Source organism: Mesorhizobium sp. M0830, from assembly GCF_040319965.1.
Lineage (GTDB): Bacteria > Pseudomonadota > Alphaproteobacteria > Rhizobiales > Rhizobiaceae > Mesorhizobium.
Window position 1 is genome coordinate 67,982 of the sequence record NZ_JAMYOR010000006.1, and the last position, 16,871, is coordinate 84,852.

A 16,871-nucleotide genomic window follows, 5' to 3' on the forward strand; every position below is an offset into this window, starting at 1 on the left:
ACACCGAGCCGTGGCAAATATCGAACAGGTTCAGCCCCGCAAGGGTCCTTCGCTCGCCGTCCAGGGCGGCATGCTGCTGGTTGTGACGGCGGCCGCCATCGGCATGGGCTGGATGTCCGGCGGCTACCTGAAGGGCGTCGGCGCACCTCCGACGGTACCGGCGGCGCCTGAGAACCAAGGCAAGACCGAGCAGCAGGCTGCGGCCGAGCAGCCAGGCGTGGGGCCAACGCTCGTCGTGCTGGCGCCGATCACCACCAACATCGCTTCGCCTGCCGATACCTGGATCAGGATGGAGGTCTCCGTCGTCTATGATGGGCCGCAGCCACAGGCAATGTCGGACGACATCCACCAGGATCTTCTGGCCTTGGTGCGCACCTTGAAGATGCATCAGATCGAGGGCGCCAGCGGCTACCAGCACCTGAAGGCCGATCTCGAGGAACGCGCCTCGATCCGCAGCCAGGGTCACGCCAAACAGGTTCTCATCAGGACATTGCTGCTCGAATGAGAAAGTTCCTTCTCGCCATGGCGTTGATCGCCGCCGCCACGTCCGTCGCGGCGGCCCAGCAGCTGGATCTCGGCGGCATCGGTAAGGCCGATGGCACCACCGTCGGCTACATCATCCAGATGTTCGGCCTGCTGACCGTGCTGTCGGTGGCGCCGGGCCTGATGATCATGGTGACCAGCTTCACCCGCTTCGTAATCGCCTTCTCGATTCTGCGCGCCGGCATCGGCCTGCAGTCGACGCCGGCAAACCTCATTCTCATCTCGCTGTCGCTGTTCATGACCTTCTATGTCATGGCGCCGACCTTCGATCAGGCCTGGAACACCGGCGTCAAGCCGCTGATGGACAACCAGATCACCCAGACCGAGGCGTTCGAGAGGATTTCGGATCCGTTCCGCACCTTCATGCTGCACAACGTGCGCGACAAGGACTTCGACCTGTTCGCCGATCTCGCCCGCGAGCGCGGCCAGACAGTTTCGCGCGACACCGTCGACCTCCGCATTCTCGTGCCCGCCTTCATGATCTCGGAGATCCGGCGCGGCTTCGAGATCGGCTTCCTGATCGTGCTGCCATTCCTGGTCATCGACATGATCGTCGCGACGATCACCATGGCGATGGGTATGATGATGCTGCCGCCGACAGTGGTGTCGCTGCCGTTCAAGATCTTGTTCTTCGTCCTGATCGACGGCTGGAATCTGCTCGTCGGCAGTCTGGTGCGCTCCTTCAACTGATCCCGGGCGACTGAATCCTCCAGCGCCGCTCTGGCGCGCTACTCCGGCGCAGAATTCACGCAATATATTTTCGATTAACCGTCCGGTTTAGCCCTTTGGTAGGGACTTGCCCGCATATTCGCTCGCAGATGGCGGGTGATCGATTTCCAGAGATCATTGGCATGATGCCGCACCGTCATACCGGTAGAGCCGGTATGTCAAAAAAACACGTGTAAAATCAGGGTACGAGTAGCCATGTCCAGCATCATGACGAACACTGCCGCGTTGACGGCACTGCAGAGCCTGAACTCCACCAACAAGAACCTCGAAGCCACCCAGTCCCGCATCTCGACCGGCTACAAGGTCTCGCAGGCCTCCGACAACGCCGCTTACTGGTCGATCGCCACCACGATGCGTTCCGACAACCAGGCAATGTCCACCGTTTCGGACTCGCTCGGCCTCGGCGCTTCGAAGGTCGACACCGCTTACACCGGCATGAACAGCGCGATCAGCACGATCAACCAGATCCAGCAGAAGCTGACCGCATCCTACGGTCAGACTGATGCGGCCAAGGAAAAAACCCAGGTCGAAATCGCCGCTCTTCAGAACCAGTTGAAAGCCTACGCTGACGGCGCCACCTTCTCCGGCACCAACATGCTGTCGGTGTCCACGGCTTCGGGCACGGCGGCAGACGTCAAGATCGTTTCGGCCTTCAATCGCAGCTCCACCGGTGCGGTTTCGATCTCGACCATCGACGTCAAAGTGGAAAGCATCAAGCTCTATGACGCCGGCGCCGCGCCGACCGCCAAGGGCATCCTCGACACGGCCCGCCTCGGCACCACCGGCGCTGCGGCCGCAGCCTCGGGCTCGCAGTCAGCCCTGGGCGCGGCTGCACTGGTCACCGATACCTATTCGGTCGCCTCGCTGACCATCTTCTCGGGTGGCGTTGCTGCCAGCGATAGTCAGATCGCGCAGCAGATGACCGTCGTCGACGCGGCGCTCAAGGACATGACCAACGCCGCCACCAAGCTCGGCGCCGCCAAGAGCTCTATCGACCTGCAGAAGACCTTCACCTCGAACCTGATGGACTCCATCGATCGCGGTATTGGCCAGCTCGTTGACGCCGACATGAACAAGGAATCGACCCGTCTGCAGGCCCTGCAGGTCCAGCAGCAGCTTGGCATCCAGGCGCTGTCGATCGCCAACGGTTCCTCGCAGTCGATCCTGTCGCTCTTCCGCGGCTAATCGCCTCCGCTCCACCACATTTCGCACCAAGAAATCGGGCCGCGCCAAAAGCGCGGCCCGATTTGCGTTTTTCTCCAGCCCCGCGCAACCGTCGCTCCTTAACTCTGGAAGCCAGCGTTTAACAGGCTGTTAACCATGTCGCGCTCATTATGGTTAACCAATAGCTTACAACAGTTGGCGAATCGGCCCTACCGGCACGATAGCAGCGTTGAACAGTCCTATCCGGCGTGTCTGAGCATGTCGGCTTTTGAGAAGGAGCGACTTTCTTGGCGAGCATCATGACAAACGCTTCGGCGTTAACCGCACTCCAAAGCCTCAGCGCCACAAGCAAGTCGCTCGAACAGACGCAGGCTCGTATATCGACGGGCTATCGGGTCTCGCAGGCCTCCGACAACGCCGCCTATTGGTCGATCGCCACCACGATGCGTTCGGACAATCAGGCCCTGTCGACGGTCCAGGACGCACTCGGCCTCGGCGCCTCGAAAGTCGATACCGCCTACACCGGCTTGAACAATGTGCTGACGACGATCGGTCAGATCAAGACAAAGGTGCTCTCGACCGTCGGCCAGACGGATGCCGCCAAGGCGAAGACCCAGACCGAGATCAAGGCCCTTCAGGCGCAGATGAAGTCCTTTGCAGATGCAGCCACCTTCTCGGGATCTAATTTCCTTGCGGTGACCTCCAAGCAGGTCGCGGCCGCCAATGACGGCGTCCAGCCCGACTCCCAGATTGTTTCTTCATTCAATCGCTCCTCATCCGGCGCCATCTCGATCGGAACGATCGACATCGATGTCGAGAGCACTAAGCTCTTTGACTACGGCCTTGCCAGCGACGTGAAGAACTATGGCACCCTCGATCGCCAGACTTCCATCTATTCCACAGGAGCCGCCCAGACGGAGTATGACACAGCCTATGCTGCCGCGATCGCCGGCGGAGGGACTGATATCGCCGCGAACACCGCGGGCCAGGCCGCTGTTACCGGCACCCCCGCCAAGATTGACAACATCTCGGCCTACAACCTCGATATCACGGCGGCCGGGGTGACCGACGATATCATCACGCAGATGGTGAATAGGATCGACAAGGTCATGGCTCAGCTGACCGACTCCGCCACCATCCTCGGCGCCGCCAAGAGCAGCATCGACCTACAGAAGACCTTCACCCAGAGCTTGATGGACTCCATCGACCGCGGCGTCGGCCAGCTCGTCGATGCCGACATGAACAAGGAATCGACCCGCTTGCAGGCATTGCAGGTGCAGCAGCAGCTCGGCATCCAGGCGCTGTCGATCGCCAACAGCGCCTCGCAGTCGATCCTGTCGCTGTTCAAGAACTGATCACAGGCGCCACTAGCGCGATCCCCACTCATCCCGATTGACGGGCCGCGTCGCAAGCGCGGCCCGATTTCATTTTCGCACAAGCTTCGAAGACTACTGTTCCGGCGGACAATCATGCTGGGAGTCGTTGAACCGTGCCGGAACAGATCCAGAGCATCATCTCGAATCTCCGCGGGTTTGGCGTGAAGCGCCTCGCCGTGCTGGCGGGCATCGCGGTTCTGGTGATGGGTGTCATCGGCATCGCCTCGGTCTATCTCAACCGCCCCGCCTACGACACGCTCTATGTCGGCCTCGACCGCGCCGACGTGAACCAGATCGGCCTGGTGCTGGGCGAAGCCGGCATCGGCTTCGACGTCGGTGCCGACGGAACCTCGGTGCTGGTGCCGGCCGGCACCACCGCGCAGGCGCGCATGCTGCTGGCCGAAAAGGGGCTGCCGACAAGCGCCAATGCCGGCTACGAACTGTTCGACAATGTCGGCTCGCTCGGCCTCACCTCCTTCATGCAGCAGATCACCCGCGTGCGTGCGCTGGAAGGCGAGATCGCCCGCACCATCCAGTCGATATCGGGCATCAAGGCGGCGCGCGTCCATATCGTCATGTCCGAACGCGCCAATTTCCGCCGCGACGAGCAGCAGCCTTCCGCCTCGGTGGTCATCCGCTACGCCGGTATCGACGCCGAGAAGAGCGCCATGTCGATCCGCCATCTCGTTGCCGCCGCCGTCCCCGGCCTGTCGGCCGACAAGGTGACGGTGCTCGATTCCAGCGGCAATCTGCTGGCCGCGGGCGATGACCCTTCCAACACCAGCGCCGCCCGCACGCTCGGCGTCGAGCAGACCGTCGAGGCTCAGATCGGCGACAACATCCGCCGTGCGCTGACTGCCTATCTCGGCCCCGATAATTTCCGCGCCAGCGTCAAGGCCGAGGTCAACACCGACACCCGCCAGACCGAAGAAACCATCTTCGATCCGAACTCCCGCGTCGAACGCTCGGTGCAATCGGTGCGCGCCAACGAGAACAACAATCAGAAGCAGGCCTCGACCCCGGCCAGCGTCGAACAGAACCTGCCCGAGACCCAGGCAACCGCCACCGATGGTCCGCAGTCCTCTTCGCAGAACGATCGCAGAGAAGAGATCACCAACTACGAGATCAATTCAAAGAAGATCGCCACCGTCTCCAACGGCTACAGCGTCACCAAGATGTCGATTGCCGTCGTCGTCAACCAGCAGCGGCTGATGACCATACTCGGCAAGGACGCCACGCCGGAGCAGATTGCCAAGCGCGTCGCCGACATCCAGAAGATGGTGACCTCGGCCACCGGCCTGGACGAAAAGCGCGGCGACGTCATCGATGTCTCGGCTGTCGAGTTCATCGACGGGCTGGAGGGCGAGGCGATCCCGCAGGCCGGAATGCTCGATTCCATCGGCCAGCATGCCGGCACGCTGATCAACGCCGGCGCCTTCATCGTCGTGGTGTTCCTGGTCGCCTTCTTCGGCCTGAGGCCAATGGCGTCGGCGCTGACGGCTAAGGCAACACCGGCCCTGTCGGGCCCCAGCTTCGATGACGTCCAGCGCTCGCTGCCAATGCCGGAAGCCACGGCGGTCGCCGACAATGTCGCGGTTGGCGCCTTGCCCGGTTCGCGACCAGGTCCGACACCGCTCGATGATCTTCGCCAGAAGATCAGGCCGGCGCCGCAGGATCGGCTTGCCCGAATGGTCGACCTCAACGAGGAGCGTACCGCGCAGATCCTGCGCAAATGGGCAGCCCAGGAAGTTGCGGTGTAGACCATGCCCTCCGCAGCCCTCTTCGACCTTCTGCCTGATTTCGGCACACGCACGCAACGTGCCAGCCGGGCCACGGTCGATCCCCAACACAATCAGGAGACCCCTGCCCCGCAAGCCGATATCGGCACGCTGATCGCGGAAGCGGTTGTCCAGGCCGAGGTTGCGCTTGAGGCGCGCCTTTCGGTTGCGCATGAAGCAGCGCTCGAAGCCGAACGCCAGGCCAATGCAGAAGAAGCAAGGGTATTTCTCGAAAGCCTTGGCGACGATATCGGCAAGGCGGTCTCGCAGCGTATCGATGCCATGGAGGCGCGTGTGACCGGACTTGTCGCCGCCACGGTCGCTCGCATCATTGGCGGCATCATTAGCGACGATCTGCAGAAACGCTCGATCGAGGTGCTCGCCAGTGCGATACGCGAGGCGGTCGGCGATGCTGAAGCGGTGCGCATCGCCGTCCGCGGGCCGCTCTCACTATTCGAAACGCTGAAGGCATCGCTCGGGCCACGCGCCGCCAATCTCGACTTCGTCGAGACACCGGGCTTCGACCTCACTGTCGCCATCGACGAGGCGGTGTTCGAAACGCGCATGGCCGAATGGTCGACGACCCTGTCAGAGGTTCTGGCATGAGCGTCGCAGAGGCCGGACACGCCCCCCACGAAATCATCATCGTGCGGCATGCGCATGGCGACCACGACGACGCCCACCATGGCGGCGTCTGGAAGATCGCCTTCGCCGACTTCATGACGGCCATGATGTGCTTCTTCCTGGTCATGTGGCTGATCAACGCCGCCAACGAGCAGACCAAGGCGGCCGTCGCCAGCTACTTCAACCCAGTCAAGCTGGTCGACCGCAATTCGAGCCGCAAGGGCCTGGAGGATCTCGGCGACGGTCCGCGCGCGATCGGCACGACGGCCGACAATCCGCAGAAGGCGACCAACAAGGCCGGCCAGGACGGCGATGGCTCCGCGGACCGCAAGCAGGAGAAGCAGGAACTCCCACAGGCGGAGCACTCCGACGAGCATCTGTTCGCCGATCCTTATGCGGTGCTTTCGGAAATCGCCACCGACACCGGCGTCATGCAGAACGTCAGTCAGAAGGGCGACGGCGGCGCGCAGGCTGCCGGCCCGGCGACAGGCGCCTCTGGCGGCGCCTCCTATCGCGATCCCTTCGAGCCGGATTTCTGGTCGCAACAAATGGCGGCGCCCGCCGCGGAGGCCAGTGCCGAGCGCACCAGGATCGAGGGCGATCCGGTCAAGCCCGGCGACAAGGCCGCCGAAACGCAAGTGCCGAAAGTCAAAGCCGTACCGCCTGTCGCTGCCGCACCGCTCGAACCGCTGGCCAAGGATGCGATCGGTAAGCAGGCCACGAATCCGGAAATGGCGAAGGTCGGCGACACGAAATCAAGCGAAACCAAACCAAGCGAGACCAAACCAGGCGAGACCAAACCGAACGACATCAAGGCCGCGGACCCAGCCAAGGCCGACGCCGAGGCGCAAAAGGCTGCCAAGCCCGAAACCAGCGAGAAGGCGCCGACCGCGGCCGCTGTCAAGGCCGCGGCCGACGTCAAGCGGCAGTTGGCCGATGCCTTCAAATCCGGCGACAAGCTGCACGACGGCGTCTCGGTCGAAGCCACCGACAAGGGTGTCGTCATCTCGATCACCGACCAGTTCGACTTCGGCATGTTCGAGGTTGGCTCGGCGCTGCCGAGACGCGAACTTGTGCTGGCGATGGAGAAGATCGGCCGCATCGTCAACAGCCAAAAGGGCACCATCAGCATCAACGGCCACACCGACGCACGACCGTTCCGTAGCGACAGCTATGATAATTGGCGACTGTCGACGGCGCGCGCGCATTCCGCCTACTACATGCTCGTGCGCGGTGGCGTCGACGAACGCCGCATCACCGAGGTCGCAGGCTTCGCCGACCGCCAGCCGAAGGACCCCGCAAATCCATTGGCGGCCGTGAACCGCCGCATCGAAATCCTGATGGCGACCGACGGATGAGGCGAACGGCCGCCACCAGCCGATTGATTGGCCTGTTGCTGCTGGCCGGCGGACACCCGTCGGCCGGCTTCGCTCAGGAAGCGCTGCAGCCATATCAGCTGGTGCGCTCGCTGCAGCTGGTGCAGGATCGCATAGCCACCGGCGATCATGCCGCGCTGCCGATGCAGGCCAAGCTGCTGGAGATGGCGGATGCGCGCCTGCGCACGGCGGATGCCGAGGACTACAAGGATCCCAAGAACTTTCGCGCCCTGCTTGTCTACGGCATGAGCGGCGGCAATCCGGTGACCGTCGAGGCCGCCGCGTCGCGCGCCACGACGGACCCGCAAAACCTTGCCATAGCCAAAGGCGTGATCGACTACCTGACCGGCCGGCCCGGCGAGGCGATCGAAGCCTTGAAGCCGATCGATCCCATGGCGCTGCCTCCAGATCTCGGCGCCTTCCTGGCGCTGGTCAAAGGCTCGTTGCTTGCCGGCGACCAGCCGGCGGCCGCACTTGGTCTGCTCGACGAGGCGAGGTTGCTCAGCCCCGGCACGCTGGTCGAGGAAGCGGCACTGCGCCGTTCGGTCGGCATTGCAGCCACGCAAGGTGACGCGGCACGCTTCGCGCTTGCCTCCACCCAATATGTCGAGCGCTATCTTTATTCACCCTATGCCAGCCAGTTCGCCGACTCTTTCGTCTCCGGCGTCATCGCACTGCATATGTCGATCAGCCAGGACAAGCTGGCCGATATTACCTCGATGATGGATTCCGAGCGCGAGAAGGTGATCTATCTACGCATCGCCCGCCGCGCCGCGATCGACGGTCTGAACGACCTGTCGGCCTTCGCCTCGGCGCGGGCCGAGCAGGGCCGCGACGGCAACACCAACCAGGATGATCCCCGCGCCCTGCTCTATGCCAGCCTTTCCACCGTCACCTCGGGCACTATCGAGGATGTTCGCGGCAAGCTTGGCAAGATCGACCGCAGCCGGTTGTCGGATGGCGACCGCGCCTTGCTCGACGCCGCGCAGGCCATTGCGGGCGAAGTCGTGGCGCCGCCCACCGCCCTTCCCGAGGAAAAGCCTGCCCCTGTTGCGGTCGGGCAACCACCGGTGCCCGAGACTGTCACACCGCAAGGCGTCGATGTCAGCGGACTGCCACCGGTCGAAGGTGCGATCCCGGAGCAACCTGCCGCCGCCGCGGCCTCCGGCGGACCAGCAGCCAGTGCGCCGGACACGCCCGCAGTTCCGTCCGCGCCTGCCGATGCGGCGGCTGTCATGCCGGCGTCGGCACCGTCGCCTGCTGCCAGTCCCCAGCCCACCGATCCGACCGATGCCGCCATGACCAGAACACGTCGACAGCTCGACGTGATCGACCAGATGCTTGGAGCCGCCCCAAAATGACCACCAGACTCGGCCCGGCCCTGCCAGGATCTGCCTCTACGCGTGCGACGTCGGAGCGACCGGCAGCGAATGGCAGGAACGATGACGATGGCTTCGGCAAGGTGCTGCGCGGCGACACCGATCCTGCCCACCCGCAACGGCAGCCGACGACCGAAGCGGGAACACGAAACCCGCGCTGGAGCAAGCTCACTGCCGGCCTCGCCGGCCATGTCGGCAAGGCCGAGCCGTCGTCGGCCGATCCAGGACCGATCGCCCCCGCCAAAGGGCCGGCCGTGAAGGCCGGCAAGGACGACCTGGGACCAAAGTCACACAGGAACGATGCCGACGCCGAAAAGGCGGCTCCGGAAGCCGATGCCGCGCCGCTTCAAGACGACCTGCCGCTGCTGATCGCGTTTCATGACCTGCGCCATTTCTCCACATCGTCCAAAGCAGCCGAGCGCGACGCAACCACTGGCGAGAGCCCGCCGGCCCCGACGCTCGACGGGCAAGCTCCACTGCCGAAGACCTATCGCTCGAAATTGACGACCGGACGCGAAGCCCTCGAAACCGTATCGAAGCCGGAGCAGGCCTCGATCGTCGAGGGGTCTCTGACGGAGCTTGACGCCAAGCCGCCGAGTGCTGCCGGTGCTGCATCGAGTACGTCGAAACGCGACAACACGGTGGCGACCCAGAAGCTGCCGGAGGCGCAGGCTGCCGAGGCGCCCGGCGTACGGTCGAGGCACGCCGCGCCGGCGATGAAGAGCATTGAGGACGTCCAGTCCGCGATGCGGCCCGAAGCGGGAAAACAGTCCCTGTCCGCCACACGCATCGACGTGGTGTCCGAACAGAGCTACCCAGCACCGCCGCAAAGTCCCATCAGCCAGGCAGCTCTCAATGTGATCAACGCCATAGCCGCCGATAGCGGCCCGCAAAAGGCAGTTTCAGCCTCATCCACGACCGCCCTGCTGGCCAGCTCTGTTGCCGTTCCGACACATGTGTTGAAGATCGAGCTGCACCCAGCCGAACTCGGTATGGTTACGGCCCATCTTCGCCTCTCCGGAGAACAACTTTCGATTGAGCTGAAGCCTGAAACACATGACGCCTATCGTCGGCTGTCCGCCGACAGCGAGGCCATCGTCAAATCGCTGCGCGGGCTTGGCTTCGAGGTCGACAAGGTCACAATCCTGCAACCTTCGGTAGCAGTCCCCGCCACAACCCGCTCCGATGCAACCGCACCCCTGCCGGCGGCAACGGGCCGCGATCCGTCGTCCTTTCAACCGGGGAATTCGGGCGGCGGCAATGGTGGAGCCGGCGGCCAGAAATCGGGTCAGCAACCCTCGGGGAAACGCAACGATGATGCGCAGGATTACGGCCGCGGCACTTCGCCTTCTCGCGAGCGCGCTGGCGGCGATATCATTATCTAGCGCGGTAAGCGCTGCCGCTGCTGTGGCCAACCCTTGCGAGCCGGAGATCCTGCGCGCCGCCGATCGCTATGGCGTACCCGCCGGAATCCTTTATGCCGTTGGCCTGACGGAGACTGGAAACAAGGGCAGCCTTCAACCCAACGCCTTGAATATAGAGGGAAAAGCGGTCTTTCCGCGAAGCCGGGCCGAAGCCCTTGCCGCCTTTGCCAATGCCCGCCGCGAGGGCAAGACGCTGATCGATCTGGGCTGCATGCAGATCAACCATCACTACCACGCCTCGCATTTTCGCAGCGTCGAGGACATGCTCGACCCACGCCAGAACGTCGATTACGCGGCGCGCTTCCTGGCCGGCCTCCATGCCCGTCACGAGACCTGGTCGATGGCTGTCGCCCGCTATCATGCCGGTCCCGACAACGATCCGGCACAGAAGATCTATGTCTGCCGCGTCATTGCCAACATGGTCGCCACAGGCTTTGGAAAATGGACCGCGAACGCTCGCGGCTTTTGCAACCCATAAGCGTATTTCCCGGTTCAGCGAGTCGATCCCGCAACCCTGACTCGTCGCTTGGACCAAGTCGGCTCTTACCCTCGAAAGCATATTTGGCTGCATGCTAATGCAACCGATACGATTCCGGACTCCCAAGAAACTAGCTACAAGAAATGACGGTTGTTCAGGATTCTCGCCAGCGGATACGCCTTTCTTCACGGGGCAAATGAGTTGATTCGGAGGCGGGCCGATGATTGTTATCGTTGACGAGCGCGAGCTCGTAACAGAGGGATACAATTCACTTTTCGATCGTGAGGGCATCGCCTGCGCAGGCTTTGCATCCGGCGAGTTTGGCGAGTGGGTGAACTCGGCCGCCGACACCGATCTTCGCTCGGTCAGGGCCTTCCTCATCGGCGACTGCCGCGATGGCTCCATCTCTCCCCGCCAGATCCGCGATCGCACCGGCGCTCCGGTCATCGCGCTCAGCGAACAGCACTCCCTGGAGAACACGCTGCGGTTGTTTGAGAGCGGCGTCGACGACGTCATTCGCAAGCCCGTCCACATCAGGGAAATACTGGCCCGCATCACCGCAATCCGCCGTCGCGCCCAGGAAGATGTCGCCTACACCGAGATCGGCGCCATGCGCATCTTCATGGACGGCCGCGACCCAGAAATCGACGGCCAGCCCCTGCCTCTGCCGCGCCGTGAGCGCCGCATCCTCGAATATCTGGCTAGCAATCGCGGGCGTCGCGTCACCAAGACCCAGGTTTTCAACGCCATCTACGGCATCTTCGACGAAGAGGTCGAGGAGAACGTGGTCGAAAGCCACATCAGCAAACTGCGCAAGAAGCTGCGCGAAAAGCTGGGCAGCGACCCGATCGATTCCAAGCGCTTTCTTGGCTACCGGCTGGTCTTCTGATGCAGCTTCGCGCCAGCCTCGCGCAAGAAAACACGCGTAGCCTCGTTGCCAGTGGCATCCACTTTGGAGCCAGCGGCATGCACATTGGGGAGACGTTTCGATGAGCCTCTACGGAATGATGCGGACCGGCGTTTCCGGCATGAACGCGCAAGCAAACCGCCTGTCGACGGTCGCCGACAACATCGCCAATTCCGATACCACCGGTTACAAGCGGTCCTCCGCAGAGTTCTCGACGCTGGTCATGCCATCTACTGGCGGCGCTTATAATTCCGGCGGCATTACCACGACGATCCGTCAGGCGGTCAGCGATCCGGGTGTGCTTCAATACACGACCTCGGTCTCGGATCTCGCTGTCAGCGGCGATGGCTTCTTTGTCGTTCAGGATCCGAGCGGCACACCCTACCTGACCCGAGCCGGCGCCTTCGTGCCCGATGGGCAGGGCAGGCTGGTCAACTCGGCCGGTTTCCAGCTGATGGCCTATAGCTACGACAACGGCGTGCCGGCAGCGACGGTCAACGGCTTCGAGGGATTGGTCCCGGTTGTGATTTCCGACCAGGGAATGACCGCGACGCCGAGCACCGACGGTAGCTATGCCGGCAACCTGCCGGCAGGCGCGACACCGGTCGCGACCGCCAACCTGCCCGCCGCCAACGCTGCGGGCGCACAATACACGTCGAAATCCTCGATGGTCGCCTATGACAACCTCGGCAACAAGAAGCTGCTCGACGTCTATTTCACCAACACCGGCGCCGGCACCTGGCAGGTCGCGGTCTTCGATCAGTCGAAGGCCACTGCCGGAACCTCGTTTCCCTACACCGGCGGCGCGCTCGGTTCGGCCAATCTGACCTTCGACACCACTACCGGCAAGCTCACCGGCACGCCCACCAGCGTTTCATTCACCGTGCCGAACGGCTCTGCCTTTTCGCTCGACCTGTCGGCGCTGACCCAGCTTGGCACCGGCTTCACCGTTTCCGATGCCGAGGTCAACGGCAACGCGCCGAGCACCATCGACAAGGTCCAGATCAGCAAGGACGGAACCATCTACGCCCAGTACAAGGACGGTTCCACCAAACCGCTCTACAAGATCCCGCTGGCCGACGTGCAGAGCCCGGATCAACTCACCGCACTGCCCGGCAACGTCTACTCGCAGGGCACCGAGTCGGGCGCGGTCCGTGTCGGCTTCGCCAATGAAGGCAAGCTTGGCTCCATCATCTCCGGTGCGATCGAGAACTCCAACGTCGACATCGCCGAGGAGCTGACCAACATGATCGCAGCGCAGCGCAGCTACACCGCCAATTCGAAAGTCTTCCAGACCGGCTCCGATCTGATGGACGTCCTTGTCAACCTGAAGAGATAAAACGGGCACCGCCCCGCGAAAGACCGCATGTCACTGTCTACCGCATTGAGTATCGCCCAGTCCGCGCTTATGAACACCGCGCGACAGACCAGCGTTGTCTCGCGCAACGTTGCCGACGCCTCCAATCCGGACTATTCGCGCCGCCAGGCCATCGTCACCAGCACGGCGCCGGGCGCGCGTTCGGTTGATATTCAACGCGTCACCAACGACCTCTTGTTCCGCCAGAATCTCAGCGCACTGTCGGCCTGGAGCGGCCAGAACGCGCTCTTCAGCGGCATGGATCAGCTGGGAGTTGCGGTCAACGGCGTCGACAATGCGTCCTCGCCCTCGTCCGCGATCGCCAACCTGCAGCAGGCGCTGCAGCTCTACGCCACTTCCCCGTCCAACCAGAACCTCGGAGCCAGCGTCATCGACGCCGCCAAGCAGGTTGTGCGTTCGCTGAACGAGGGCTCCAAGGCCGTCCAGGATTTCCGCACCCAGACCGATGACCAGATCGCCACGGCGGTCGACGACCTGAACTCGCTGCTCAGCCAGTTCCAGGATGCCAACACGGCCGTCATGACCGGAACCCGCTCCGGCAACGATGTTTCCGATGCGCTCGACCAGCGCGACGCGCTTTTGAAGAAGATTTCGAACTATGTCCCGGTGTCGACTTTCACGCGAGGCGACAATGACATGGTCATCACCACCGGTGACGGCACGACATTGTTCGAGACGATACCGCGCACGGTCAGTTTCGCGGCGTCGGCTGGCTATACCGCGGGCGCCGCCGGCAATGCAGTCTATATCGACAATGTGCCGATCTCGGCGGGAGCCGGCGGCAACACCAGCGCCAGCGGCACGCTTGCCGGCCTGCTGCAACTGCGCGACGGCGTCGCCTCGACCATGCAGAGCCAGCTCGACGAGACCGCGCGCGGCCTGATCACGGCCTTTGCCGAAACGGCGCCATCGCTACCTAACAAAACCGGCCTGTTCACATGGTCGGGCACGCCGGCGGTGCCGGCAGCGGGCACGCTGGTCAACGGGCTTGCCGCATCCATCAGCGTCAATGCGGCGATGGACCCGAGCAGCGGCGGCAATCCGACGCTGCTGCGCGACGGCGGTGCCAACGGTGCGGCCTATGTCGCCAACACCGGCGGCGCATCCTATTCCACCCTGCTGATTGCCTATGGCGATCGGCTCGACCAACCGATGACCTTCGATCCCGCCGCCGGGGTTTCGGCAATGTCCAGCGTTTCCGACTACGCAGCCAACTCGATCGGCTGGTTCGAGGGCGTGCGCCAGCAGGCATCGACCGCTTCCGACGCCAAGGAAGCACTGGCCTCGCGCAGCGCCGAGGCGCTGTCCAACGCAACCGGCGTCAATGTCGACCAGGAAATGTCGCTGCTCCTCGACCTCGAGCACACCTATCAGGCGTCGGCCCGGATGATGAAAACCGTCGACGACATGATGGCGGCCTTGCTCAACGCGGTGGGATAATCCATGACTTCTGTCTCGTCAGCCGCCATATCGAACGCCATGCGCTCCCAGCAGATGCGCATGCAGGCCGATCTCGTCAAAGCTACGAAAGAGTCCTCGAGTGGCAAGGTCGCCGACGTCGGTCTAGCTCTCGGAGGGCGCACCGCCCAGTCCGTCACCTTCCAGCGCGATCTCGACCGGCTCAATGTCATCATCGACTCCAACGGCCTGGTCGGCGCCCGGCTTTCCTCGACGCAGACCTCGCTTGGCCAGCTCTCCGGCGCCGCTCAGACATTCCTGTCTGCCCTGACCACCGCCTCATCAAGCGATTCTTCCAACAGTCTCACCCGGGATTCCGGCAAAGCGACCATCCAGCAGCTGACCTCGATCCTCAACACCAGCGTCAACGGCGAGTACCTGTTCGCCGGCACCAACACCGACGTCAAGCCGATCAACGACTTCAGCGCCGCCGGCTCGCCGGCAAAGGCGGCATTCGATGCTTCCTTCGTCACCAATTTCGGTTTCACCCCGGATGACCCGGCAGCAGCCAACATCACTGCCGCGCAGATGGACGATTTCATAACCAACGACGTCGCACCGCAGTTCACGGGTCCCGGCTGGCAAGGCAACTGGTCGAACGCCACCGACCAGCAGATCGTCAGCCGCATCGCACTCAACGAAACCACACCGACTTCGACCAGTGCCAACAGCGACGGCATCCAGAAGCTCGCCATGGCGGCAACCATGGTTGCCAGCCTGATGTCAAGCAACATCAGCCAGGCTGCGAAGAACACGGTCGTCAGCCGCTCCACGTTGCTGGTCGGCGAAGCGCTGAGCGGCATTGCCCAGGTTCAGTCCGAGACCGGCATCGTCCAGAAGCGGCTGTCCGACGCAAATGACCGTATGAAAACACAGACCGATCTATTCGAACGGCACATTGTCGATCTGGTTGGCGTCGATCCAGCCGAAGCCGCGACCCGCGTCGCCGACCTGACGCAGCATATCGAAACGTCTTTCGCGCTGACCGCACGCCTGCAGCAGCTCAGCCTGCTGAATTACCTGACCTGACAACGCTTAACGGAACGGTAGAGCCCCAACGATGTACCAATTCTCCTACGCCGACATCCAGAGCACCTCCGTAGCCGATGCGAAGGACCGCGAGCGGGAACTGCTGACCCGCTCGATCGACATGCTGGCGGCAGCGGCGGCGGCCGGCCACGGCTCGATGGAGGCGATCGAGGCACTGAATTTCACCAACCGTGTCTGGACCGCCTTCGTCGAGGATCTCGGCTCCAGCGACAACGCCCTGCCCAAGGAACTGCGCGCCAACCTCATTTCCATCGGTCTGTGGCTGCTGCGCGAGGCGGAGGACATTCGCCAGGGCCGCACCAATAATTTCGAAGGGCTGATCGAAGTGTCCCAGATCATCAGGGACGGCATTCAATGACCAACACGCTGAAGATATCGCTCAAGCCGAATGAAAAGCTCTACATTAACGGCGCCGTTATCCGTGTCGACCGCAAGGTCACCGTCGAATTGATGAACGACGTGCAGTTCCTGCTGGAGAGCCACGTGATCCAGGCCGAAGACGCCTCGACGCCGCTCAAGCAGCTGTATTTCATCTTGCAGGTCATGCTGATGAACCCGGCCGGCGCGGCCGCCGCGCGCGACATGTTCCGCCGCTCGCTGCCGTTGCTGCTCGTAAGCTTCGAAGACACCCAGATCTGCGGCGCGTTGAAACAGATCGACCGCATGGTCGGCGAGGATTATATTTACGAGGCGCTGAAAGCAATTCGCGCGCTCTATCCGCTTGAACGCCGCGCGCTGGGCGGCAATGACGACGTTCCGGGTGCCGAGCGCCCGCTGGCTGTGGGAGCACGATACTGATGAACGTGGACATGACGACGAAGATACCGACCGGCGCCAACCAGGCCACCGCGTCGACGTCGAAGACAGCGGTCGACTATCAGTCCTTCCTGAAGCTTCTGATCGCCGAGATGAAGAACCAGGATCCGACCAAGCCGATGGACTCGACGCAGTACGTCGCCCAGCTCGCCACGTTCTCGCAGGTCGAGCAATCGGTGCAAAGCAACACCAAGCTCGACCAGATCATGCAGTCCTCGGCGCTGTCGCAGGCCGACGCGCTGATCGGGCGATCGATAACCTCCGCCGACGGCAACACGACAGGCACGGTGGCGTCGGTACGCCTCGCCAGCAGCGGCCTCATCGCCGTGCTGCAGAACGGCACCGAAGTCGCGGTCGGCCCGGGAGTCTCGGTCAAGGCAGCGAGCTGACG

Annotated in this window: 17 protein-coding genes; all 17 read left to right on the top strand. The window is 63.1% G+C overall.

Going from position 1 to position 16,871, the window contains the following annotated elements; translation table 11 throughout:
• Positions 1 to 10 precede the first annotated feature (10 nt).
• Positions 11 to 505 (top strand): flagellar basal body-associated FliL family protein, encoded by a 495-nt coding sequence (locus NKI20_RS06035; protein ID WP_023761689.1) that lies wholly within the window; start codon positions 11 to 13, stop codon positions 503 to 505.
• The gene (fliP, locus tag NKI20_RS06040) at positions 502 to 1,233 is read left to right on the top strand and encodes a flagellar type III secretion system pore protein FliP (protein WP_023761690.1); all 732 of its coding nucleotides are present in this window, start codon (positions 502 to 504) and stop codon (positions 1,231 to 1,233) included. The genes NKI20_RS06035 and fliP overlap by 4 nt, the downstream gene beginning before the upstream one ends.
• A 234-nt stretch (positions 1,234 to 1,467) precedes the next feature.
• Positions 1,468 to 2,457 (top strand): flagellin N-terminal helical domain-containing protein, encoded by a 990-nt coding sequence (locus NKI20_RS06045; protein ID WP_023761691.1) that lies wholly within the window; start codon positions 1,468 to 1,470, stop codon positions 2,455 to 2,457.
• 266 nt (positions 2,458 to 2,723) lie between these two features.
• Entirely contained in the window at positions 2,724 to 3,791 is a 1,068-nt protein-coding gene (locus tag NKI20_RS06050; protein ID WP_031260865.1) for a flagellin N-terminal helical domain-containing protein, read from the top strand.
• Positions 3,792 to 3,925: 134 nt separating this feature from the next.
• The gene (gene fliF / locus NKI20_RS06055; RefSeq protein ID WP_352829105.1) at positions 3,926 to 5,572 is read left to right on the top strand and encodes a flagellar basal-body MS-ring/collar protein FliF; all 1,647 of its coding nucleotides are present in this window, start codon (positions 3,926 to 3,928) and stop codon (positions 5,570 to 5,572) included.
• Between the two features lie 3 nt (positions 5,573 to 5,575).
• Positions 5,576 to 6,196: a hypothetical protein gene (locus NKI20_RS06060; RefSeq protein ID WP_023761694.1), complete on the top strand. Its 621-nt coding sequence runs from the start codon at positions 5,576 to 5,578 to the stop codon at positions 6,194 to 6,196.
• Complete coding sequence (locus tag NKI20_RS06065; protein ID WP_352829107.1) at positions 6,193 to 7,572, top strand: MotB family protein; 1,380 nt, start codon at positions 6,193 to 6,195, stop codon at positions 7,570 to 7,572. Before NKI20_RS06060 ends, NKI20_RS06065 begins: the two co-directional genes overlap by 4 nt.
• The gene (locus tag NKI20_RS06070) at positions 7,569 to 8,951 is read left to right on the top strand and encodes a MotC family chemotaxis protein (protein ID WP_352829109.1); all 1,383 of its coding nucleotides are present in this window, start codon (positions 7,569 to 7,571) and stop codon (positions 8,949 to 8,951) included. Before NKI20_RS06065 ends, NKI20_RS06070 begins: the two co-directional genes overlap by 4 nt.
• Positions 8,948 to 10,354, top strand: a complete 1,407-nt coding sequence (gene fliK, locus NKI20_RS06075) for a flagellar hook-length control protein FliK (RefSeq protein WP_352829111.1) — start codon at positions 8,948 to 8,950, stop codon at positions 10,352 to 10,354. Before NKI20_RS06070 ends, fliK begins: the two co-directional genes overlap by 4 nt.
• Positions 10,284 to 10,871, top strand: a complete 588-nt coding sequence (locus NKI20_RS06080; protein WP_352829112.1) for a transglycosylase SLT domain-containing protein — start codon at positions 10,284 to 10,286, stop codon at positions 10,869 to 10,871. Before fliK ends, NKI20_RS06080 begins: the two co-directional genes overlap by 71 nt.
• A 220-nt stretch (positions 10,872 to 11,091) precedes the next feature.
• On the top strand, positions 11,092 to 11,760 hold the full coding sequence (locus tag NKI20_RS06085) for a response regulator transcription factor (protein ID WP_023761699.1): 669 nt from the start codon (positions 11,092 to 11,094) through the stop codon (positions 11,758 to 11,760).
• A gap of 100 nt (positions 11,761 to 11,860) precedes the next feature.
• Positions 11,861 to 13,117: a flagellar hook protein FlgE gene (locus NKI20_RS06090; RefSeq protein ID WP_352829114.1), complete on the top strand. Its 1,257-nt coding sequence runs from the start codon at positions 11,861 to 11,863 to the stop codon at positions 13,115 to 13,117.
• Between the two features lie 27 nt (positions 13,118 to 13,144).
• Positions 13,145 to 14,596 carry a flagellar hook-associated protein FlgK gene (flgK, locus tag NKI20_RS06095; RefSeq protein WP_352829115.1) on the top strand — a complete coding sequence of 484 codons (1,452 nt, stop codon included), beginning with the start codon at positions 13,145 to 13,147 and terminating at the stop codon, positions 14,594 to 14,596.
• A 3-nt stretch (positions 14,597 to 14,599) separates the two neighbouring features.
• A complete protein-coding gene (locus NKI20_RS06100) occupies positions 14,600 to 15,643 on the top strand; it encodes a flagellar hook-associated family protein (protein WP_352829117.1) in 1,044 nt (347 codons plus the stop codon).
• A 31-nt stretch (positions 15,644 to 15,674) separates the two neighbouring features.
• The gene (gene flaF, locus NKI20_RS06105; RefSeq protein WP_352829119.1) at positions 15,675 to 16,022 is read left to right on the top strand and encodes a flagellar biosynthesis regulator FlaF; all 348 of its coding nucleotides are present in this window, start codon (positions 15,675 to 15,677) and stop codon (positions 16,020 to 16,022) included.
• Positions 16,019 to 16,462 (top strand): flagellar biosynthesis repressor FlbT, encoded by a 444-nt coding sequence (gene flbT, locus NKI20_RS06110; protein ID WP_352829121.1) that lies wholly within the window; start codon positions 16,019 to 16,021, stop codon positions 16,460 to 16,462. Before flaF ends, flbT begins: the two co-directional genes overlap by 4 nt.
• Positions 16,462 to 16,869: a flagellar hook assembly protein FlgD gene (gene flgD, locus NKI20_RS06115; RefSeq protein WP_352725359.1), complete on the top strand. Its 408-nt coding sequence runs from the start codon at positions 16,462 to 16,464 to the stop codon at positions 16,867 to 16,869. Before flbT ends, flgD begins: the two co-directional genes overlap by 1 nt.
• Positions 16,870 to 16,871 lie beyond the last annotated feature (2 nt).